Source organism: Brevundimonas fontaquae (assembly GCF_017086445.1).
Classification (GTDB): Bacteria; Pseudomonadota; Alphaproteobacteria; order Caulobacterales; family Caulobacteraceae; genus Brevundimonas; species Brevundimonas fontaquae.
In genome coordinates this window covers 846,319-867,998 of record NZ_CP070968.1, presented here as the reverse complement: position 1 = coordinate 867,998, position 21,680 = coordinate 846,319, and the positions used below count along the sequence as shown (strand labels likewise).

The following is a 21,680-nucleotide window of genomic DNA, read 5'->3' as shown; positions in this document are numbered from 1 at the left end:
GTTCAGCTCTCATGGCACGGCCACCACTTCGGGCGCGCCGCCGCGATAGATGCGCACGGCCTTGGGTTGGGACACGGCCGCAACGGGGCGGCGCGTGGCGCCGGACGGCCCTGCGGTATCAGCATAGGAGCGCAGGGACAGGGATAACTCGCCCTCGGACTTGGCCTGGGCCAGCAAGACGGAATCCTGCGGTCGGACTTCAAGCGTCGCAGTCGCGCCGACCACGGCCTGGGCGTCGTCGCCGACGCGGGTCGCCTGGTCGATGGCCAGGACCTTGATGTTTTGCAGCACGACGCCCGAGGCGAACTTGGACCGGGTCGCGCCCTCGACGGCGCCGTTGCGGCTGGTTTCGGCGGTCAGGACCACATCGACCCGGTCACCCGGCAGGATGAACCCGCCGGCGGCGGATTCGACCGTCACGGCGATGGCCATGGCCCGCATGCCCGGCTCCAGATAGGCGGCGAGATAGCCGCTGTCGCCGGCGCGCACGATCTTGCGCGACACGATCGGCTCACCGGCGAGAATGGGTTCGCGGACTACCGAGCCGATATAGTCGGACTTGGCGCCGGTGGTGGCCAGTTCCGTCGCCGCCTTGGCGACACGGGCGACGGCATCAGTCGCCTTCTCGGTCGCATTTTCCGCGACAGGCTTTGCCGGGACCGGCGTCGTGCCGTCGGTAATGAAGATCGGATTGACCTCGTCCACCGGCCAGTCTTTCCAGGCCAGGTCAGCCTCAACCAGACGCTTGCCGGGTTCCAGATCCTTGGCGGCGACCAGCACCTTCGCCATGGGCCGGACTTCGACCGGCGCGGCGGCGGCGGGTGCGGCCGGCTCGTTCGACGACGATCCCATGGCGCGGACCACCAGGGCCAGGCCAATGGCCGAGACGGCGGCGATGCAGATGACGACGATGCGGGCGGGCTTCATCCAGGATGTCTCCAGCGGGCGCTCTGTTTCGGATTCATCCCCCGACGCCTACCGTTAACGATCATGGGCCCTGCGGGTTAACGCTTCCTAAGCGCCCAGAATGCCGATCAATTCAGGCTTCAGCGACCCGACGCGAAGGTCAGCAGCAACCCGCTCTCTGGCAGCGCCAGCAGGGCGCCGATGGCGATGGCGACGCCGTAGGGGATATCCCCCTTGGGCTGCATCAGATTGATGACCCACCCTTGAGACACCGACGGGGCGACCATTGGAAAATACTGACGCGCGGTCATCAGCAGCAGACAGAAGGCGCCGCCGGCCAGACCCGTCCAGATCAGGAACGGCGCCAGCCCGCTGACGCCCATCCAAAGACAGCTGGCCGCCAGCAGCTTGGCGTCGCCTCCGCCGATCCAGCCGGCGGCGAACATGCCCATCCCGACCAGCAAGGCCGCGAAGCCGACCCCACAGTGGATGGCGACATCCATTGGCGCCGCCCCGACCAGAAAGGCGATGGGGAAGAAGGCCCCGACCAAGGCCAGAGAGATCCAGTTCGGGATCTTCATGGTGATCAGGTCGTGCAGCCCCCCGACGATCACCAGGGCGGGAAACACGCCAAGCAGAATGAGCAGCAGAATGTCCATGACCGACATCTTGTCCGCCAGGACTTAAGGTTGGGTTGCCGCCATGCGAAAAGGGCCGGGACTTGCGTCCCGGCCCTCCGACAGATTGAAGTACCTCCCGCGCGTCTTAGGCGTTCGCGTCCTTCAGCGAGTTTTCGACCTTGGTGAAGGTGGCCTTCAGCTGGCCGCTCATGGTGCCGAGCACGGTGATCAGGGCGACGGCGATCAGAGCAGCGATCAGGCCGTATTCGATGGCGGTGGCGCCCGATTCGTCTTTGGCGAAGCGCGAAATGAATTTGGTCATGGGTAGGTCCTTTTTCAAATGGTCTAGCGAGCAACTTGGCGGGGGGAGCCGGTAGCCCGCTTGACCCCCAAACGCAGGATCAAACTGCCAGACCCCCGTTAAATCAGAGCTACGAGGTTTGGTTACGGCTCGATTTACCAAAGAAAATTTCCATTCCGGCGCTTCAGTCTTTGTTGAGGATCACGGCGACATCATGCGCGCGTCCGCGTTTGCACGCGCCACTATCAAGAGCCGCCGATGTCTCGCATCCCGTCCTTCATGATCGCCGCCGCCCTGATCGTAGCCCCCGTCGTCGCCAGCGCTCAGGACGGCGCGCTGAATGTCGAGATCGACCGCTCGGCGCGCGTTCAACTTCGGGGGGCCGCCGCTTCCATCATCGTCGGCAATCCTCAGATCGCCGACGTCTCGCTGGTTGACGCCAACACCATGTTCATCGTCGGCAAGGGCTATGGCGTGACCGAAGTGGTCGCGGTTGACGGCGTAGGCCGTACCCTGTTTCAGCGCGAAGTGGTGGTGACCGGCGGCTCGACCGGCTCGGTTCGGGTCTGGCGCGGCGCCCAGGCGACCGAAATGGCTTGTGGTGTTTCCTGCACCCCCAGCGTCCGATCCTCGTCCTCATCGGCGGCCGCCGCGCCCACCGCGCCCTGATCACGGGTGATGGCTTTCTGGAGATCGTCGAAGTCACGGACCGCGCGCTCCAAGCGAAGGCGCGAAGGCGCGGCGGCCGTGGAGTTCGCCATGGTCGCCATTCCCTTCTTCCTGATGATTTTCTCGATCTTGGAGCTGGGGGTCGTCTTCATCCTGGATTCCGTTCTGGAGACGGCGACCATGGAAAGCGGCCGCCTCATCCGCACGGGTCAGGCGGACGCAAGGCGTTTCGACAAGGCGGCGTTCAAGACGGAACTGTGCAATCGCATGATCCTGTTCAAGAACGACTGCACCAGCCGCGCGACCGTCGATGTGCGGGTGATCCCGGCCTTCTCGCGACCGGACACGACCGACCCAGTCGCAAACGGCGCGATCGACGACACCAAGACCATCTATGACGGCGGCAAGCCCGGAAACATCATCCTGGTGCGCGTCTGGTACGTGCACCCCCTGGCGACGCCCTTCGTCAGCCAGGCCGTGTCGCGCGTCGGCGTCGGAAAGGTGCTGCTGACCACGGCGACGGCCTTCCAGAACGAGCCCTGGAATGCGTCCTAAGCCCCTCGAACGTCACGTCTGGAAGCGGCTGGCGCGCGATACGCGTGGCGTCGCCGCCATCGAATTCGCCTTCCTGGCTCCGGTCCTGATCGTGATGTATTTCGCCATGGTCGAATACTGTCAGGCCTATATGGCCTTGAAGCGCACCGATCACGTTGCGGCCATGGTCGCTGACCTGACCTCTCAGAACGACAAGTTCGTCAAGAGCCAGATCGAGGACGTTTTCGCGATTGGCGACGTCATCATGGCCCCCTTCGCCACCACCACCCTGACGCAGAGGGTCAGCAGCGTCACCCGCGTCAACGCCACCACCTATCGGGTGGACTGGAGCATCGGGAAAGGCATCGCAAGCAAGCTCACGGTGGCGGAAGCCAAGGTGCCCGACGACATGTTGGCCCAAGGGGAGTCGGTCATCATCGCCGAGGCCAACTACGACTTCGACTCGCCCTTCGATCAGATCGCGCCCGCCGCCACGCGCTTCAAGCGCATGGCTTATCTTCGTCCCCGCACGACCGATTTGATCGTCTGTTCCGACTGCTAGGCTGACAACCCAACCAGCGCCTGCCGCAGCGCCGAAATCTTCGCCTCTGTCTCCGCCTCCTCGGCGGCCGGATCGCTGTCCGCGACGATGCCGGCGCCGGCCAGGGTGCGATAACGCCAGACGTCGTGTGTCAGCTCGAAACCGGCCGTGCGGATAAGGACGGATGCCGTCAGGGCGCCATCGTCGCCGATCAGGAACAGCGACCCGCACCAAGGACCGCGCGGCGCCTCGTGCACCGCGATCACCTTCATGGCCTGATGTTTCGGCGCGCCGGTGATCGATCCCGGCGGAAAGGTCGCCTCCAGGAGATCGGCCGGGCCGACGCCGGGCCGCGCCGTCGAGGTGACGGTGGAGACCAGATGATGCACGGTCGGATGATGTTCGACTTCGAAAAGCGCCTCGACCTTGACCGATCCGGGCTGCGACACGCGGGCCAGGTCATTACGCATCAGGTCCACGATCATCAGGTTCTCGGCGCGATCCTTGGCGCTGCCGCTCAGCGCGTCCGCCATGGCCGCATCCTCTTGCGGCTCGTCAGCACGCGGTCGGGTGCCCTTGATCGGACGGGCCTCGATGCGCCGGCTGGCGGGATCGAAGGCGAGGAATAGTTCGGGGGAGTTCGATACCAGCGCCCGATCCCCGATCCGCCAATAGGCCCCGAACGGCGACGCCCGCTCCTTTTGCAGCCGCAGGAAGATCTCGAACGGATCGCGGCCAGGCTTCAGCTCGCCGGACCAGGCCCGGGCGATATTGGCCTGGAACAGTTCTCCCGCCCCGATTCGCTCCACCACATCCGCCACGGCGGCGCGATAGGTGCTCGCCGGCGCCTCGGCCTCGAACCAATCGGCCGGCGCGGAGGGGATCACAACCGGCGCGGCCGTCGCCAGCCAGGTCAGAGCCCGCTCGGCCGCCGCCATCGCCTGCTCAGACGTCGCGCCTCTCCCCGTGGCGCACACTGAGCGCAGTTGATGATCGAAGCTCAGCATGGCGGGATAGCGCGCCAGCATCAGGTCGGGCCAGACCGTGCCGCGCCGTCCGGTGGCCGGCCGTGCGCCCGCGTCATAGGCGGCCAGACCGACGACCCCGGCGGCGAACACCGGATCACGCAGCACCTCGAACGGCGCGGCGTCATCCACCGGGCCGACCTGCACAACGTCAGGCGCCTGGGCGACGTGGGACCAGCGACCGCCCGGCCCGCCGTCCGACAGCAGGGCCAGCGCGCCGTCGCCGCCGCCCAGACCCGCCGCCACCGCGACCGGATCGACCCAGGGCGCGTCGCGCGTGACGGTGTGGCTGAATACCTCGCTCACGCGGTCAGCCGCTCCACGATCCGATCACGCCGCGCCGCATCGACGCCCAGCGCCTCCTTCAGATAGGCGTCCACCGATCCGTGCCGCGCCTCGACCTCCGCGAAAGCGGCGTTCAGATAGGCGGCCTCGACCCCCAGGAAGGCCACGATCGCGTCGTCCGAGGCCACCCGACCCGTCATCTTGTGCAGCTGTTTGGCGATGCCGGGCGCCCGGCCCGCCAGATCGACGGCGGTGTTGGTCAGCAGATAGTCCTCGACCATGTCGTCGCGCGACACGCCCAGCAGGTGGTGGGTCAGGGCGGCGAGAAAACCCGTCCGATCCTTGCCCGCCGCGCAATGGATAACCACCGCCCGATTTCGAGAAGTTTCGGCCTGATCCGCCAGCGCCTGGAAATAGCGGCCGAACACGTCTTGGTGCGAGGCGTCGAACGGCAGGCTGCGATAGGTCTGGGTCATGAAGCGCCGCCCGGAGTCCGGCGTCAGGTCGGCGGTTTTCAGAAAGGTGATGTGCGGCGCCTCCGCGCCGTCGTCCACGCCGCCTTCGATGATCTGCCCGCTGAAGCCTTCAGGCCGACGCGACGGCTGGTCGCGGCGCTCGCTGGGTCGGCGCAGATCGACGACAGCCCCGATGTCCAGCGCCTTCAGCCGCTCAAGATCCGCCTCGCTGGCGCGAGCGTGGTGGGCCGAACGCAACAGACGGCCGGGCTTCACGCGCCGCCCGGCCGCCGTGGCGTAGTCGCCGTAGTCCCGAAAGTTGTCGATGGCCTCAAAGGCATGAAGGCGGTCGGTCATGACCGCGCTTTTAGAGCCTGATCGGTTGAGATGAAATCGCTTCGCGATTTCGTCGAGGCCGTGAATCAGGCTCCAGGATGAAAGCGAGAGCATCCTTCATGCTTTCGCCTATGTTCACCGCTCTGGCAGCAGGCCAGCCATCGCATCCAGATAGGCGACGAAGGCGTCGCGTCCCTGATCGGTCAGACTGGCCTCCGTCAGCGGCTTGCGACCGTTGAAACGCTTGGAGACGGCGACAAACCCCGCCTCTTCCAGCTTGCGCAGATGGACCGAAAGATTGCCGTCCGTGGTCTGCAACCGGGTCTTCAGGGTGGTGAAGTCGGCCGATCCGGCCCCGGACAGAAAGGCCATGATCCCCAGCCGGATGCGCCCGTGAATGACGTCGTCGATCCGGCTGATGTCGAAGTCGTCGGCCATGCTCAGACCACCTCCGACGGTTCCTGACGCATCAGGACGATGCCCGGGACCAGCGCCACGGCCATCAGGATCACGGCGAGCAGCGCATAGATCGTCGCGCTGCCCATGAACCAGGCGACGGCTACGGCGCCGACGTAGGCAGCCAAGGCCGTGTAGGACATCCAGCGCGTCCGCGTCATCGCCGCCCCGATCATCCAGGCTGAACCATAGGCGACCAGGACCACGGTCGGCATGACTGCCATCCAAGACCATTGTCCGGTCTTCAGCGACAGGGCCACCAGCGCCAACCAGGTCACAAAGATGCCGTAACCCACGCCCTCCCACGCCGCGCTGACCGCCTTGTTGCCGGCCGAGTTGACGCCGGGCTTGGACTTGATGCGGCCGATCAGGAAAGTCAGGGCGACGGCGAACACCACCGCGGCGACGATCCAAACCCACAGCTGGGACCAGGGATTGAGCCGCACGAGCCCGGACTGGATGGCCCATTGGATCAGACTGGTGGTTCCGAACACGATGCCGGCCGTCACCAGGATCGGGCCGGCCAACAGCGGCGCATGGCGGCCTTCGTGGGCCAGGCTGCGCATATAGGCGATGTCGTCCTGAATGGCTTGGGTCTCGCGGGTCATGATGCTCTCCTCCTCGAACCGATGAGCCAGCATCACCCACAAACTTTGTGATGTAAAGTTCTTTTTTGATGCACGATCAGACACAAAAAGGGGCGGAACCTGAGCCCCGCCCCTCTCTCGATATTATGGCCGCAAGCCTATAGTCGCGGCGAACCCCGTCCACGCAGTCCGCCGGCCACCAGGGCGATGACGAACAGGATGATCGCGACGACGGCGACGAACTTGGCGATCTCGAACGAGAAGTTCGCAATGCCGCCGAAGCCAAGAACGGCCGCGACAAGGGCGACGACGAGGAAGATAATTGCCCAGCGCATCATGGGTTTAGCTCTCCTGAGTTGATGTTGCCGTCGGCGACCCGAGAGCCGTTCGTCGGTGTGCTTCATCAACGTCAAGCTGAGCGGACCGTTCCCCGCCTATCGACGACGACGACGCGAATAGCCGCCCTGATCCATCTTGCGATCCGCGACCATGCTGGCGACGATCGCCGCCAGAGCCGGATTGCGCAGCAGCAGGAAGGCGGCGCCCAGACCGCCCACCGCGCCGACGATCGGACGCTCGCGAACGATGTGAATCACCTTGCCCAGCAGGCCCTCAGGCTCATCTTCCTCTTCGGCGTCGTCATGCTTGTCGCCCTTCAGGAAGACCAGCGCCACGATCAGGGCGACCAGGGCGAACAGACCAAAGGTCACGGCCGCCGCGCCGAGCGGCGTCAGCGTCAGGCTGAGCGCATAGAAGATGGCCACGCCCAGGAAGACGACGGCCAGGAACGCACTGGCGGCGACGACAGCCGTCGCCACCAGTTTTTTGACGATGCCCTTGAACATCAGCGACGGCGGCCGGCCAGCAGCATGCCGAGGATGACGCCGACGCCGAGCGCCACGGCGGTCGATTGCAGCGGACGCTCCTGCACGCGCTCGACGACATAGCGTTGCGCCTCGTCGAAGCGTTCGGCCGCGTCGTCGTAATATTCGCGACCCTTCACGCGGGCCTCGTCGTAATAGCTGCGGGCCTGCTCGCGGACCTCATCGCTCTTGGCGCGCAGCTTGGCTTCCGCCTCGGCGGCCTTGTCGCGCAGGCGTTGGGTCTCTTCGCGGGCGCCGGTCTTCAGATCCTCCTTGAGGGTCTTCAGGTCGGCCTTGATATCTTCTCGAGCCTTGGTGGTGGCCATGGTGCGCGCTCCGTTGAAAGCTTGGCGGTAGAATAGAGAACCCCGTGTTGCAACGCCACATGCGCAACGAGGTTCCTTTAGGTGGGCCGGGCGTGCGCCTCTCGCCACAGGCTTTTCGCCACACTAGAACGGTCGCCATGACCCAATGGCTGTTCGCGCCCCGCCCCGCCCCGTCCTTGCCGATCGTCGGATCGGACCAGCGGTTCCCCGTTCGCCGCATCCTTTGCGTGGGCCAGAACTACGCCGCCCATGCGCGCGAAATGGGGTCGGACCCCGACAAGCAGACGCCCTTCTTCTTCACCAAGCCGGGCGACGCCATCGTTTCGGACGGCGCAAACCCGTCCTATCCTTCGGCGACCGCAAACCTGCACTACGAGGCCGAACTGGTCGCCGCGATCGGGCCGGGCAAGGACGGCGGGGTCGCCATCGTCGGCTGGGCCGTCGGCTGTGACCTGACCCGCCGCGATCTTCAGGCCGAGGCCAAGACCGCCGGCCGCCCCTGGGACGCCGCCAAGGGGTTCGATCAATCCGCGCCCTGCGGTCCCATCACCCTGGGCGACCTGCCTTCGTCCGACGGCGCCATCCGTCTGAGCGTCAATGGCGAAACCAAACAGGACAGCGTCCTGAACGACATGATACTGAACCCCGACCGGATCGTCGCGGCCGCCGCCGCCCTGTGGTCGCTGCAACCCGGGGATCTGATCTTCACAGGCACCCCGTCCGGCGTCGGCCCGGTCAAGCCGGGCGACCGTATCGTCGTCACCATCGACGGTCTGGAGACGCTCTCGTTCGAGATCAAATCATGATCCTGCACGGCTATTGGCGCTCGGGGGCCAGCTACCGCGTTCGCATCGCCTTAAATCTCAAGGGGATCAGCTACGACAACGCCGCGCACGACCTGCGCAAGGGCGAACAGAAGACGCCCGACTATGTGGCGCTGAACCCTCAGGGCATGGTCCCCGCCCTCCAGGATGGCGACCTTGTACTGACCCAGAGCCCGGCCATTCTGGAATGGCTGGAGGAAACCCGCCTCGAACCGGCCCTGCTGCCGAAGGAGGCAAACGACCGGGCGACCGTGCGCGCCATGGCCGCGCTGATCGGCTGCGACATTCATCCGCTCAACAATCTGCGCGTGCTGAAAGCCATCCGGTCTGAATTCAACGCCGATCAGGCCGCCGTGGACGCCTGGGCGGCCCGGTGGATCGCGCCGGGCTTCGACGCGCTGGAGGCTTTGGTCGCCCGCCACGGCGCCGGCTGGAGCTTCGGCGACGCCCCGACCCTGGTCGATTGTTATTTGATTCCGCAGATGTATTCGGCACGGCGCTTCAACATGGACCTGTCGCCTTGGCCGCGTCTGCTGGCGGTCGAACAGACCGCCCTGGCCCACCCCGCCTTCGCCTCGGCCCACCCGGACGTGCAGCCTGACGCCGACGCCTGATTTTCGCCTCAGTGCGCATATCAGCGGTGGATAAGTAGGGTTCGCTTAAGGTCTCGCTCAGCGTCCCTTAAGCATTGGCGATCATAGTGTCGGGCGTGTCGTATTCCCCCGCCACACCTTCGGCGTCGTCGCCCATCCATCGCCTGGCCCTCGCCGTGGTGACCGAGCCCGAGCGCGCGCCCGGCGCCTTCATGAGCGCGCCCTCCGGCGCCCGCGAAGACGCCATGCGTTTTCTGCTGCAAACCGGGGCCGACGCCGGGGTCAAGCTGATCGCCACCCGGCCCGAGGGCGACGGCGAACGCCTGCTGGGTCAGGCCTGGCCCTTCCCCTCGCCTTTCCAGGTCACGGTCCGCACCGTGCCGCTCAGCGAAGGTCTGGACCGGGTCGAGGCCCGCGCTCGTCGCTCGCTGGAACGGATGGGCCTGCCGCGCGGCGATGTTCTGCTGATTTCCAACGCCGCCGATCTGGCCGGCGCCGAAGGCCGCGCCCTGTGGGATCGCGCCCGCAGCCTCAAGGATCGCGGCTTGTTCCGCCGCATCGGTTTCTGCGCCACGATCGAGGACGGCCCCGCGCTTCTGGCGCGCCGTCTGGAAGCCGACGTGGTCCAGGTGCCGTGCAGCCTGCTAGATCAGCGCGCGGCCCAGGACGGCGTTCTGGAAGCCATCGCCGACACGGGCGCCTCGGTTCATCTGTCTTCGGTCTTCGCCGGCGGCCTGCTGTTTGCGGGCGGCGACGATCTTCCGGCCGAACTGGCCAGTCATGCCCAGGCCCTGTCGCGCACGCGTCGGCGTCTTGCCGAGCAGCGTTGCGATCCGATGCAGGCGGCTTTGGGTTACGCCCTGGCCCTGCCCGGCGTCGACAAGGTGGTGGCCAGCGTCGCCTCCGCCGCCGAACTGCGCGCCATCCTGGCCGCCGCCCACGCTCCCTGTCCCAATCTGGAGTGGGCGGCTCTGGCGCTCGAGGCGCCGGCGGCCTTCACCGCCGACGCCCGCGCCCGGATCAGTAGCGCAGCCTGATCCCGACATAGCCGGACCGTCCCGGCTCGCCGTATCCGAACACCTGCTGATAGTGTTCGTCGCCCAGGTTCTCGATCCGCGCCGTCAGGGTGACCTGGTCGGTCAGTTCATAGGCCGCGTTCAGATTGGCGGTGACGAAACCGTCGCGCGCCACGGTCGAGAAGCCGCCCGAGTCGTCCTGATCGCCTTCCGCCCGCACTGTCAGCGCGCCGGACAGACGATCGCCCGTCCAGCCCAGGGTCGCTGAACCGGCGTGTTCCGGCACGCGCAGCAGGCGCGCGCCCGTCGTGCGGTCCGTCGCGTCGGTCCAGGCATAGGCCAGCGTCAGGTCGAACCCGCCGCCCAGCAGGGCGCGGCCTTCCAGCTCGAACCCGTCCGAACGCGTCTTGGCGACGTTGATGTAGCGACCGGCCGAATAGGTGATCTGGTCCTCGACGTTCAGGCGATAAAGGGTCGCCCGCCCGTCGAACCGACCGTCGGCCGAGGCCCAGCCCAGGGCGATCTCGACGCTGTCGGCCGTTTCCGGCTTCAGCTCGGGATAGGGCCGCGGCGCAAAGCAGAAGTCGCAGACCGCTTGGCTGACCGTCGGCGACTTGAAGCCCGTGCCGTAGGCGCCCGACAGTATGAAGCCGCCGGCCAGGTCATAGGCCGCCGACACCCGCCCCGTCGTCTTGGAGCCGAAATCGTCGGTGTTGTCGTAACGCAGTCCGCCCGTCAGGTTCAGCGCTCCGACATCGTATTGGGCCACGCCGAACACCGAAGTGATCGACAGGTCGCGCGACAGGCCCGACGACAGGGCCGCCGAGGCCTCGTTCCGCTCGACGCCGAACGCATAGTCGATGTCCTGCGCCTGGCCGTTCGCCTGCCAGCGATAAGCCTGACGGTCGCCGGTGAAGGTCGAGCCGAAGCCGCCGCTGACCGAGCTGCGATCCAAATCCGACGCCGAGACGCTGAACTGATGCGTCAGGCCCAACGCCTTGGCCGTCACGCGGCCGAAGCCCGACCATTGCTCGCTTTCCTGGGTATCGGCGGTGTCGGCCAGAGTAAAGCTCGGCGCCGGGAAGCCGTCGATATCGGCCTTGGACTTGTTCCAGCGCACCGATCCATCGACCTTGACCGCATAGGACAGGACATATCGCCCCTTGGCGCCGAGCGTCGTGCTGCGGAAGCCGTCGGCTTCGGTGTTGCCGTCCGCCTCGTCCGCCGCCGAAATCCCGTCGGTGTCGAAGCGCGAGGCATAGGCGCTGAAGGCGTAGGTCTCGTTGGCGACACCCGCCGACACCCGCCCCCGCACGGTGTCGAAGCTGCCGGCCTCGGCCTCGGCGCGCAGGCCGTCGATCTCTTGCGTCGTGAACGAAATCACCCCGCCGATGGCGTCGGATCCCCACAGCGACGACTGCGGGCCGCTGAGCACTTCGATGCGCGCAATATCGGCCAGTTCGAAGCTGGAGAAGTCATAGGCTCCGTTCGGCTCGGCCGCATCGTTGACCGGCGCGCCGTCGACCAGGACCAGGGTCTTGCCGGGCGTCGCGCCGCGCATCCGCACCTGGGCGACGCCGCCGAACGCGCCCGAACGCGTCACCGACAGACCCGGCACATCGGCCAGGATGTCGGCGGCGAAGATCGCGCCGCGCTGCGCGATGGTCTTGCCGTCGATGACGCGGGCGCCGGGCGTGTCGGCGACGATGGCCGGGATGCGGGTGGCGGTGACGATCACCTCGTCCAGCTGGGTCGCGTCCTCGGCAAAGGCAGGCGCGGCGAAGGCGGCCGCAATCGCCGCCGTCGAAAGAAGAATGGAACGCTTCATTGAGCGATACCCCCGTGTTCGGTCCCGCGAATGCGCGCGAGAGACCGTCATGAGCGAACCGACCCGCCAGACCGCTTGAGGGTCTGGACGGCGCAAGGTCGGGTCGCTTCCACGGAGAAACCGCGCTGCTGTCTGGTCCCGGACAGGAGCGAGCGACGTCGGCGGCCAGGTCTCCTGGCTTGCGGGTCGTAAACCGCCGTCCTCGCCTTCCCAGTTTCCCAGTGGCGCCGGGATCGAAACCCCGGACGGACGACGCTCTCGCCGCCTACAGTTGCGGGCACAGCCACGGCGTCACACCGTGTTCCCTTAACCGCCTGACGCGGCCTATCGCAGGGCCGACAAGCCTGTGCAAGAGCCGGTCAACGGCCTTGAGCCGCCGGGCGCGATCCGTCACCCTGTGGCCACATGAACGCGCCCATCTCTCATCCCCCGGAAATCGCCGCCTCGCTGGAAGGGGCGACGCCGTTCATGGCGCAATATCTGACGGCCAAGGCGGGCCAGCCGGACGCCATCCTGTTCTTCCGTATGGGCGACTTCTACGAGCTGTTCTTCAAGGACGCCGAGGTCGCGGCGGCGGCGCTCGGCATCACCCTGACCAAGCGGGGCAAGCATCAGGGCGAGGACATTCCGATGGCCGGCGTGCCGGTCCATGCGATGGAGGGCTACCTCGCCCGGCTGATCCGCATCGGCCACAAGGTCGCCATCTGCGAACAGCTGGAAGACCCCGCCGAGGCCAAGAAGCGCGGCGGCAAGGCCGTGGTGCATCGCGGCGTGGTCCGGGTCGTCACCCCCGGCACCCTGACCGAGGACAGCCTGCTGGACGCGCGCGGCGCCAACCGCCTGGCGGCGGTCGCGGTGCGTAAAGGTCGAGCCGCCGTCGCCGTGGTGGAACTGTCGTCGGGCGCGGTCGACAGCGTCGCCTGCGCCATCGAGGATCTGGGCGCGGCCCTGGCCGCCTTCCGCCCGTCCGAAGTCCTGGTCACGGACCGGATGTATTCGGACGAGACCACCCGCGACGCCCTGGACGGATCGGGCGGCGTGGTCCAGGCGCTGGCCTCGGCCATCGCCGAACCCCAGGCCGCACGCGTGCGGGTCGAACGCCTTTACGGCGTTTCGGCGCTGGACGGTTTCGGCGCCTTCGAGGAGGCTGAGGTCTCCGCGCTCGGCCTGATCGCCGCCTATCTGGAGACGACCCAGGCCGGCAAGGTCCCCGCCCTGGCCCCGCCGCGCCGGCTGGGCGAAAGCGGCTTTCTGGCCATCGACCCTGCGACCCGCGCCAGCCTTGAGATCGATCGCACCCAGCGCGGCGAGCGCGAGGGCAGCTTGCTCGCCTGCATCGACCGCACCGTCACCTCGGGCGGCGCCCGGGCCCTGGCCGAACGCATCGCCCGGCCCCTGCGCGATCCCTTGGCCATCAATGAGCAACTCGACGCTGTCGAATGGCTGCTGGAGCGCCGCGACCTGCGCCGCGACCTGCGCGACGCGCTGAAGGCCTCCTCCGACATCGCCCGCGCCGTCGGGCGATTGGCGCTGGGTCGCGGCGGCCCGCGCGACCTGGCCGCCGTGCGCACCGGCCTGTCGATCGCCGAGGGCGTCGCCGGCCTGTTCGTGGGCCAGGTCGATCCTCTGACCGGCCAGCCGCGCCGCATCGCCTCGGCGCTGGACCGCCTAACCCTGTCGCCCGACGTTTCGCGGCTGAAGGCCGATCTGATCGACGGTCTGGTGGACGAGCCGTCCCATCTGGCCCGCGACGGCGGCTATGTGCGGCCCGATTATCGCCCCGAACTGGACGCCGCCCGCACCCTGCGCGACGACAGCCGCCGCGTCGTCGCCGATCTGGAGGCCCGCGCCGTCGCCGAGTCCGGCGTGCCGTTCAAGATCAAGCACAACGCCGTGCTGGGCTATTTCCTCGAAACCAGCGCCAAGGCCGCCGAAGCCTTGCTCCGCGCCGGGCCCGACAGCCCCTTCATCCACCGCCAGACCCTGGCTGCCCAAGTCCGGTTCACCACCGTCGAACTGTCGGTGCTGGACGCCAAGATCAGCCAGGCCGGTCACCGCGCCCTGGCCATCGAGGGCGAAACCTTCGAGGGCTGGCGTCGCGATGCCGCCCGCCTGGCCCAGCCGCTGCAGGCCGTCGCCGAAGCCTTGGCCGAACTCGACGCCCACGCCGCCCTCGCCGAATGGGCCCAGGAAGTCGGCGCGACCCGGCCGATCGTGGACGACACCCTGACCTTCTGCGTCGAGGCCGGCCGCCATCCCGTCGTGGAGGCGGCGGTCAAGGCGGGCGGCGATCCCTACACCCCCAACAACGCCCGACTGGACGGCTCGGGTCAGGACGGACCGCGCCTGGCCATCGTCACCGGCCCGAACATGGCCGGTAAATCGACCTTCCTGCGCCAGAACGCCCTGCTGGTGATCCTGGCCCAGGCCGGCGCCTTCGTGCCCGCGCGGTCGATGCGGCTGGGCGTGGTCGATCGGCTGTTCAGCCGCGTCGGCGCCGGCGACGACCTGGCCCGCGGCCGCTCCACCTTTATGATGGAGATGGTCGAGACCGCCGCCATCCTGACCCAGGCCACGCCGAAGAGCTTCGTCGTTCTGGACGAGATCGGGCGCGGCACCGCCACCTATGACGGTCTGGCCATCGCCTGGGCCACGGCCGAGGCCCTGCACGAGACCAATCGCGCCCGCACCTTGTTCGCCACCCACTATCACGAGCTGGCCCAGCTGGAGACGCGGCTGGACCACGTCTGCAACCTGTCCATGGTCGCGCGCGAGTGGAACGGCGAGCTGGTCTTCCTGCACGAGGCGGCGCCCGGCGCGGCCGATCGCTCCTACGGCGTCCAGGTCGCGAAACTGGCCGGCGTCCCCGCCTCCGTCGTCGCCCGCGCCCGCTCGGTGCTGAACCGGCTGGAAGGCGAAAAGGCCGCCGCCGCCCGCCTGGACGACCTGCCCCTGTTCGCCGTCGCCGAGCCGGAACCGATACGCGGCCCCTCGCCGCTGGAAACCGCCATGCGGGACGTCGATCCGGACGCCCTCAGCCCGCGCGAGGCGCTGGAAATCCTGTATAAGCTCAAGGGGCTGACCTAGGCCGAGTACGCAAAAACCCTTACAGATTGAAAATCTTAACCTCGTTCGACCAGTTTGGAGGCTCGCCCTCCCGTCCGCTCTAACCGAACGAGACCATGAAGATCAGCGCTCTATCCCTGTCTGCCAAGACAGCCCTGATGGTCATCGCCGCGCTCGGCGCCCTGACCTTAACCCTGATGGCGGTCGCCGCCGGCCTTCTGACCCGGGACGCCGAGGCCCGCGCGGCCGAGCGTCAGGAGACCAATATGCGGGTCGCCTGGGACGTGCTGGCCGACTATGGCGACGGCTTCTCGACCCGCGACGGCAAGCTCTATGTCGGCTCGACGCCGATGAACGACTTCACCGCCCCGGTCGATCGGATCAAGACGCTGGTCGGCGGCACGGCGACCGTCTTCATGGGCGACCTGCGTGTGACGACGAACGTGGTCAAGGACGACGGTTCGCGCGCGGTCGGCACCAAGCTCAAGCCCGGTCCGGTCTTCGACGCCGTGCTGAAGAACGGCAAACCCTATCGCGGCCAGGCGGACATCCTGGGCAAGCCCTATTTCGTCGCCTACGACCCGATCAAGACCGCCGCCGGCCAGACCATCGGCGTGCTCTACGTCGGCATCCCCAAGGCCGACTTCATGGCCTCGGTGAACCAGATGATGCTCGCCCTGTTCGTCTGCGGCCTGGTCGTGGCCCTGCTGACGGTCGGCGCCTGCCTGTATGTGTCGCGCCGTATGTTCTCGCCGTTGAAGGGGCTGTGCGACCGGATGGAGGCCCTGCGTCAGGGCCGCACCGACTTCGACGCCCCCTGGATTTCGCGCGGCGACGACATCGGCCAGATCTCGCGCGCCGTCATCGCCTTCCGAGACGCCGCCGTGCGCCAGAAGGAAATCGAGACCGAGGCCGAAACCATGCGCGAGACCGCGCGCGCCACTCGCATCTCCAGCGAGGCCGACCGTGAACGGCTCGCCGCCGAAGACGCCGTTGTGGTCCAGGCCCTCGGCGACGGCTTGGCGGCCCTGGCCAACGGCGACCTGACCTACCGCATCACCGCGCCCTTCGCCGAGCGCAGCAGGAAGCTGAAGGACGACTACAACGCCGCTGCCGACACCCTGACGGCCACGATGGGCGAGATCATCGAACTGGTCGGCGCCATGCGTTCCGGCACGACAGAGGTCACCACCGCGACCAACGACCTGTCGCGCCGCACCGAACAGCAGGCCGCCGCCCTGGAAGAGACCGCCGCCGCGCTGGACCAGATCACCGTCACGGTGAAAAAGACGGCCGAGGGCGCCCAGTCCGCCGCCGGCATCACCGCCAAGGCCCGTGACGGCGCCGCGGACCGCGAGCGGATCATCGCCGACACAACCGCCGCCATGGCCCAGATCGAAAGCACGTCGGGCCGGATCGGCGAGATCATCGGCGTGATCGACGAGATCGCCTTCCAGACCAACCTTCTGGCCCTGAACGCCGGGGTGGAAGCCGCCCGCGCGGGCGAGGCGGGTCGCGGCTTCGCCGTCGTCGCCTCCGAGGTTCGCGCCCTGGCCCAGCGTTCGGCAGAGGCCGCGCGCGAGATCAAGGCCCTGATCGCCGCCTCCAGCGCCAGCGTCGGCGACGGGGCCCGCCTGGTGGCCCAGACCGGCGGCGCCCTGACCGCCCTGATCGGCCAGGTGGCGGAGATCAACCTTCTGGCCGGCGAGATCGCCGCATCGGCGCGCGAACAGGCCGTGGGTCTCGCCGAGGTCAATGTCGCCGTGAACCAGATGGACCAGACGACCCAGCAGAACGCCGCCATGGTCGAACAGACCACGGCCGCCAACCAGGCCCTCAGCCACGAGGCCGAGACCCTGGCCGAACTGGTGTCGCGCTTCCGCATCGAGGGCCGCCAATCCCACCACAGAGAAGCCCACGGCCGCGAGACCGCCTGGGCCGCCTGACGCCTTACCGCCGAACGACAAGAGGCCCGGCCGCTGTGACGCGACCGGGCCTTTCTCTTTTCCTGAAAGCCGGCGCCTTTCGGCGCGGGCGCTGGATCAGGCCTGCATCATCCAGCCTTCGACATCCATGGCCGCCTGGCGGACGGCTTCCGAACGGGTCGGGTGGGCGTGGCAGGTGCGGGCGATGTCTTCCGACGCGCCGCCGAAGCTCATGGTGATGGCCGCCTCGTGGATCATCTCGCCGGCCTGCGGGCCCATGATGTGCACGCCCAGCACCTTGTCAGTCGCCGCGTCGGCCAGAACCTTCACGAAGCCGTCGGTCTCGTGATTGATCTTGGCGCGGCTGTTGGCGGTGAAGGGGAATTTGCCCTTCTTGTACTGAACACCGGCGGCCTTCAGTTGGTCTTCGGTCTGACCGACCCAGGCCACTTCAGGGAAGGTGTAGACGACGCTGGGGACCAGGGCGTAGTCGACGTGGCCGTATTTGCCGGCGATGGTGTCGATCACGGCGACCGCGTCTTCTTCCGCCTTGTGGGCCAGCATCGGACCGTGGGTCACGTCGCCGATCACCCAGACGCCGTCCGCGACCTTGAAGTGATCATGGTCGATGAAGCCGCGCTTGTCCGGCGTCACGCCCACGCTTTCCAGGCCCAGACCATCCGTGTACGGACGACGACCGATGGCGACCAGCACCACGTCGCCCTTGATCGTCTCGGCGGCGCCGCCGGCCGACGGCTCGACGGTCAATTCCACCCCGTCCTTGCCCGACTTGGCGCCGGTGACCTTGGCGCCCAGTTTGAAGCTCATGCCCTGTTTGGTCAGGGTGCGCTGGAAGGCGGTGGCGACCTCGGTGTCCATGCCGGGCGTGATCCGGTCCAGGAACTCGACCACCGTGACCTCGGCGCCCAAACGACGCCAGACCGAACCCAACTCCAGGCCGATAATCCCGGCGCCGACCACGATCAGCTTCTTGGGCACGGCCGGCAGAGACAGGGCGCCGGTGGAATCGATGACCTTGCCATCCTCGAAAGCGACGCCGGGCAGAGGGGTCGGCTCCGAGCCGGTGGCGATGACGATGTTCTTGGCGTCCAGCGTCTGGACCGAGCCGTCGGCGGCGGTCACCTCGACCTTGCCCCTGCCAACGATCTTGCCCTTGCCCTTGATCCAGTCGGCCTTGTTCTTCTTGAACAGGAACTCGATCCCCTTGGTCAGGGCGGTGACGCTGTCGTCCTTGGCCTTGTGCATCTGGTCCAGGTGCAGCTTGGGCTGGACCTCGATGCCGATCTTGGCGAACTCGGTGTTGGCGGCGTTCCACAGTTCCGAGGCGTGCAGCAGGGCCTTGGACGGCATGCAGCCGACGTTCAGGCAGGTGCCGCCCAGCGTCGAACGCATCTCCACGCAGGCGACCTTCAGGCCCAGCTGGCCCGCCCGGATCGCGGCGTTATAGCCGCCAGGGCCTCCGCCGATGATGACGACGTCGTAGGCGGCGGTGGCTTCGGCCATGGTATCCTCTGGTCTTCTGGCGCGCGGGGAAAGGCGCGCGGACACTAGCGCCGACCCCGCACGGGTCAACCGCTGGAGCCCATATGGGGCCGCGTTTCGACCAATTGGAGAGGCGGAAACCACGAAAAAAGGGCCGGACGTCGCCGCCCGGCCCCTTCGATCATGTCTGACCGCCGCGCTCAGAGTTTGAAGCGCACGCCCAGGAAGACGTTGTAGCCGAACTTCTCGTATTCGTAGGTCCGCTCCTTGACGCCGTAGTAGCGCACGCCCGCGCTGTCGGTCAGGTTCTTGGCTTCGCCGAACACCTCCACCCCATTGCCGAAGTCGTAGCTGGCGGTGAAGTCCAATTGTTCGCGGCCCTCGACATAGAGGTCCAGATCGGCGTCGTCGGCGTTGATCTCTTCCAGATAGTCCCCACGCTTGGTGTAGGACAGGCGCGCGCTGAACCCGGCCATTTCGTAGAAGAGGGCGGCGTTGTAGTTCGTGTCTGACTGACCCGGCAGGGAAAAGGTGTCGCGACCGCCATAGGACTGGGCCGTTTTGATCTCGGCGTCGGTCCAGGTGTAGTTGGCGAAGACGCCGAAGCCCGACAGCAGGCCCGGCAGGAAATCAAACTTCCGTTGCAGGTTCAGCTCCAGGCCCGCCAGATGGCCTTCGGGCGCATTGATCGGAGTTTCGAAGTCGGCGTCGTACACCGTGCCGTCGATGGTCACCGGCTCGCTGTATTTCAGGGTGTAGCGATAGTCAGTCAGGTCCTTGTAGAAGGCGTTCGCCGACACCACGCCCAGCGAGGCGAAGTAATATTCCAGGCCAAGGTCGATATTGTTCGACAGGGCCGGCTGCAGATCCGGGTTGCCGATCTCGTAAGAGATGTCGGACCCATCGGTTTCCTCGATGCGACGCGGCACGATCTCGCTGAACTCCGGACGCGAGATCGACCGCGTCAGGGCGAAACGGCCGATCAGATTGTCCGAAAAGGCGTGGCGCACCGTCAGGTTCGGGAAGAACTCGGTGTCGTCCCGGCTGACCTTGGCCATCTGGTATGGAGCGCTGCCGTCGTTGTCGATCAGAGCCGCCGCTTCACCGTCGAACTTGGTGTTCTCGACACGAAGGCCGACGATGACGTTCGTCGCGCCGATGTCGAAGCGCGCCTGAGCATAGCCCGCCAGAATGTCTTCCTGGGCGCTGTAATCGGCCGCGATCGAATCCGGCAGCCGGATGGGCGAGGCGGCGCGCACACGCGCGAAATAGTCGTCGGCCTTTCCAGCGTCGAACTTGAAGCCGAGGTCGTAGTCATAGTTGCGCGACGGACGGTCGCTCAGCATCGAAGCCAGCGTGCCAGGACTCGCGGCGGCGGCGCGGTTACGATAGCGCTGCTCGTCGGCGTTGATCTCGCGGGTGTTGAACTTGGCGCCGAACTTCCAGGTCACGTCACGGCCGCCGAGCTGGCTGGGCAGCTCGAAGTTGGCTTTGAAAGCGACGTCTTCCTGCTTGGTCGTATTCTCGCGGAAGGCGTTCTCGCGGAAGCTGAACCGCGACGGGTCGCGGTAGAAGCCCGCCGGATCGCTGAACACCGAATAGGTCGGCATATAGTGGTCGCCGGTGTTGTAGCTCAGCGTCGTGCCGCCGGAGCGGTACAGCAGCTCGTTGCGGTTCGGATAGGATTGCTCGCTGTCGGCCCATGACAGGCTGGCGTCCCAGACCGCGCCGTTTGCAAACGTCTTCTCGCCGCCCGCGACGAGGGTGGTGATGTCGTTCTTCTGTGTGCGGTGGCGCAGCTGGCGGGTGATGCGCGCACCGGTGTAGGTCGCCGTCGTATTCGTCGCGCCCGGCTGCAGCGTGCCGTCCGAATAGATCAGCCCCAGAGTGTTTCGGTATTCGTCGTCCTCGAACTGGGCGAACGACCCCCGCAGATAGGCTCGGACGTCATCGGAAGGCCGCCATTCCAGAGCGCCGGTCAGGGCCTGACGGGTGCGCTTGGTCTCGTAATCCTTGAACAAAGTCTCTTCGAGCACGAAGACATCGGCGCCGTTCTGCTCTTCCTTGACCCAGGCGTTCTCGACGTTGTCGGGCCGGCGGTTGGTTTCGGAATAGCTGACGGACAGCAGGGCGCCGAAGGTCTCGTTTGCGAAGACGTTGGACGCGGTGGCGCCGGCGCGAACGTCCTCGCCGCCATAGTCGTTATAGCTCCCGCCGGCATAGCCGCTGATGGCCAAGCGACGACGGTCGAACGGCGAACGGGTCTTGATGTTGACGGCGCCGGCGATGGAATCGGCTTCCTGGCTAGGCAGCAGCGTCTTGGAGACTTCGATGTTCGCGACGATGTCGCTGGGCAGAGTGTCCAGATCGACGGCACGGGTGCCGGGATCGACCGCAGGAACCTGTACCCCGTCCACCGACACGGCGGTGAAGGCGGCCGGCGCGCCGCGCACATTGATGTAGCGGCCTTCGCCCTGATCGCGCTGGATGGCGATGCCCTGAACGCGTTGCAGCGATTCCGCCACATTGGGGTCGGGGTAGCGGCCGATGGCGTCGGCCGACAGGACGTTGACCGTGCCGTCGGCGTTCTTCTGCTGGTTCAGCGAGCGGGCGACGCCGTCGGTGATGACGCCGGTCACGATGACATCGGCGACGTCCGTTGCAGATTGGGCGCCCAGGACGATGGCGACATTGGCGTCTTCGCCCGGCGTGGTCACGACCGTCTGGCTGGCAGAGGGCAGGCCCAGATAGTTGACCTCCAGCACCATGGCGCCGCTGGCGGTCAGCAGGGTGAACTCGCCCTGGGTGTTGGTCACGGCCCGCTGGCTTGTGCCGCGCACCAGAACCTCGGCGCCCGGCAGGGGCGCGCCGGCGGCGTTGGTCACCCGGCCGTAAATCACGTCGCCGGCGACCGCAGTTGAGGCCGAGGCCACGGCGTCGACATCGGCATGGGCGGGCATGGCCAGCGGCGCCAGGATCATCGGCGCGATCGCGGCGCCCATCAGCAGGTTCATTTTCATG

21 protein-coding genes and 1 riboswitch are annotated in these 21,680 nt (G+C 67.0%); of the genes, 8 read left to right on the top strand and 13 right to left on the bottom strand.

Features of this window, described 5'->3' with window-relative positions:
- Positions 1–9 precede the first annotated feature (9 nt).
- The 3 genes from cpaB to JX001_RS04155 form a co-directional block, all read right to left on the bottom strand.
- Positions 10–927 carry a Flp pilus assembly protein CpaB gene (gene cpaB, locus JX001_RS04165; RefSeq protein ID WP_205682412.1) on the bottom strand — a complete coding sequence of 306 codons (918 nt, stop codon included), beginning with the start codon at positions 925–927 and terminating at the stop codon, positions 10–12.
- 119 nt (positions 928–1,046) lie between these two features.
- Positions 1,047–1,565: an A24 family peptidase gene (locus tag JX001_RS04160; RefSeq protein WP_205682411.1), complete on the bottom strand. Its 519-nt coding sequence runs from the start codon at positions 1,563–1,565 to the stop codon at positions 1,047–1,049.
- Positions 1,566–1,671: 106 nt separating this feature from the next.
- A complete protein-coding gene (locus JX001_RS04155; RefSeq protein ID WP_205682410.1) occupies positions 1,672–1,848 on the bottom strand; it encodes a Flp family type IVb pilin in 177 nt (58 codons plus the stop codon).
- A 237-nt stretch (positions 1,849–2,085) separates the two neighbouring features.
- Here JX001_RS04155 and JX001_RS04150 point away from each other — a divergent pair, with 237 nt between their 5' ends.
- The 3 genes from JX001_RS04150 (at position 2,086) to JX001_RS04140 (ending at position 3,592) form a co-directional block, all read left to right on the top strand.
- Positions 2,086–2,496 (top strand): pilus assembly protein N-terminal domain-containing protein, encoded by a 411-nt coding sequence (locus tag JX001_RS04150; RefSeq protein WP_205682409.1) that lies wholly within the window; start codon positions 2,086–2,088, stop codon positions 2,494–2,496.
- Between the two features lie 90 nt (positions 2,497–2,586).
- On the top strand, positions 2,587–3,051 hold the full coding sequence (locus JX001_RS04145) for a TadE/TadG family type IV pilus assembly protein (protein ID WP_241004749.1): 465 nt from the start codon (positions 2,587–2,589) through the stop codon (positions 3,049–3,051).
- Positions 3,041–3,592: a TadE/TadG family type IV pilus assembly protein gene (locus JX001_RS04140; protein ID WP_205682408.1), complete on the top strand. Its 552-nt coding sequence runs from the start codon at positions 3,041–3,043 to the stop codon at positions 3,590–3,592. The genes JX001_RS04145 and JX001_RS04140 overlap by 11 nt, the downstream gene beginning before the upstream one ends.
- Here the strand turns inward: JX001_RS04140 and JX001_RS04135 are convergent.
- The 7 genes from JX001_RS04135 to JX001_RS04105 all read right to left on the bottom strand — a co-directional run bounded on the left by JX001_RS04135 (position 3,589) and on the right by JX001_RS04105 (position 7,904).
- The gene (locus JX001_RS04135) at positions 3,589–4,902 is read right to left on the bottom strand and encodes an anthranilate synthase component I family protein (protein ID WP_205682407.1); all 1,314 of its coding nucleotides are present in this window, start codon (positions 4,900–4,902) and stop codon (positions 3,589–3,591) included. The genes JX001_RS04140 and JX001_RS04135 overlap by 4 nt on opposite strands.
- Positions 4,899–5,693 (bottom strand): tyrosine-protein phosphatase, encoded by a 795-nt coding sequence (locus tag JX001_RS04130; protein WP_205682406.1) that lies wholly within the window; start codon positions 5,691–5,693, stop codon positions 4,899–4,901. The genes JX001_RS04135 and JX001_RS04130 overlap by 4 nt, the downstream gene beginning before the upstream one ends.
- Before the next feature lie 114 nt (positions 5,694–5,807).
- Positions 5,808–6,110, bottom strand: a complete 303-nt coding sequence (locus JX001_RS04125) for a winged helix-turn-helix domain-containing protein (protein ID WP_017506148.1) — start codon at positions 6,108–6,110, stop codon at positions 5,808–5,810.
- 2 nt (positions 6,111–6,112) lie between these two features.
- Positions 6,113–6,736, bottom strand: coding sequence for a hypothetical protein (locus JX001_RS04120; RefSeq protein WP_241004748.1), 624 nt, complete (start codon positions 6,734–6,736; stop codon positions 6,113–6,115).
- 137 nt (positions 6,737–6,873) lie between these two features.
- The gene (locus tag JX001_RS04115; RefSeq protein WP_434082627.1) at positions 6,874–7,119 is read right to left on the bottom strand and encodes a DUF1328 domain-containing protein; all 246 of its coding nucleotides are present in this window, start codon (positions 7,117–7,119) and stop codon (positions 6,874–6,876) included.
- Positions 7,120–7,149: 30 nt separating this feature from the next.
- Positions 7,150–7,560, bottom strand: coding sequence for a hypothetical protein (locus JX001_RS04110; RefSeq protein WP_091750734.1), 411 nt, complete (start codon positions 7,558–7,560; stop codon positions 7,150–7,152).
- The gene (locus JX001_RS04105) at positions 7,560–7,904 is read right to left on the bottom strand and encodes an ElaB/YgaM/YqjD family protein (RefSeq protein ID WP_017506144.1); all 345 of its coding nucleotides are present in this window, start codon (positions 7,902–7,904) and stop codon (positions 7,560–7,562) included. Before JX001_RS04105 ends, JX001_RS04110 begins: the two co-directional genes overlap by 1 nt.
- A gap of 137 nt (positions 7,905–8,041) precedes the next feature.
- Between JX001_RS04105 and JX001_RS04100 the strand changes: the two genes are divergently transcribed.
- The 3 genes from JX001_RS04100 (at position 8,042) to JX001_RS04090 (ending at position 10,358) form a co-directional block, all read left to right on the top strand.
- A complete protein-coding gene (locus JX001_RS04100) occupies positions 8,042–8,710 on the top strand; it encodes a fumarylacetoacetate hydrolase family protein (RefSeq protein ID WP_205682405.1) in 669 nt (222 codons plus the stop codon).
- Positions 8,707–9,342, top strand: a complete 636-nt coding sequence (gene maiA, locus JX001_RS04095; RefSeq protein ID WP_205682404.1) for a maleylacetoacetate isomerase — start codon at positions 8,707–8,709, stop codon at positions 9,340–9,342. Before JX001_RS04100 ends, maiA begins: the two co-directional genes overlap by 4 nt.
- A 95-nt stretch (positions 9,343–9,437) precedes the next feature.
- Entirely contained in the window at positions 9,438–10,358 is a 921-nt protein-coding gene (locus JX001_RS04090) for an aldo/keto reductase (RefSeq protein ID WP_205682403.1), read from the top strand.
- On the opposite strand, the gene JX001_RS04085 is transcribed toward JX001_RS04090, so the two are convergent.
- Positions 10,342–12,165 carry a TonB-dependent receptor plug domain-containing protein gene (locus JX001_RS04085; protein WP_205682402.1) on the bottom strand — a complete coding sequence of 608 codons (1,824 nt, stop codon included), beginning with the start codon at positions 12,163–12,165 and terminating at the stop codon, positions 10,342–10,344. The genes JX001_RS04090 and JX001_RS04085 overlap by 17 nt on opposite strands.
- 146 nt (positions 12,166–12,311) lie before the next feature.
- A riboswitch (cobalamin riboswitch) is annotated at positions 12,312–12,520 on the bottom strand.
- A gap of 50 nt (positions 12,521–12,570) precedes the next feature.
- Here JX001_RS04085 and mutS point away from each other — a divergent pair.
- Complete coding sequence (gene mutS / locus JX001_RS04080; protein ID WP_205682401.1) at positions 12,571–15,252, top strand: DNA mismatch repair protein MutS; 2,682 nt, start codon at positions 12,571–12,573, stop codon at positions 15,250–15,252.
- Positions 15,253–15,347: 95 nt separating this feature from the next.
- The gene (locus JX001_RS04075; protein ID WP_205682400.1) at positions 15,348–17,177 is read left to right on the top strand and encodes a methyl-accepting chemotaxis protein; all 1,830 of its coding nucleotides are present in this window, start codon (positions 15,348–15,350) and stop codon (positions 17,175–17,177) included.
- 96 nt (positions 17,178–17,273) lie between these two features.
- On the opposite strand, the gene lpdA is transcribed toward JX001_RS04075, so the two are convergent.
- A complete protein-coding gene (gene lpdA / locus JX001_RS04070) occupies positions 17,274–18,680 on the bottom strand; it encodes a dihydrolipoyl dehydrogenase (protein WP_205682399.1) in 1,407 nt (468 codons plus the stop codon).
- Positions 18,681–18,859: 179 nt separating this feature from the next.
- Entirely contained in the window at positions 18,860–21,679 is a 2,820-nt protein-coding gene (locus JX001_RS04065) for a TonB-dependent receptor (protein ID WP_205682398.1), read from the bottom strand.
- Between the last annotated feature and the right edge of the window lies 1 nt (position 21,680).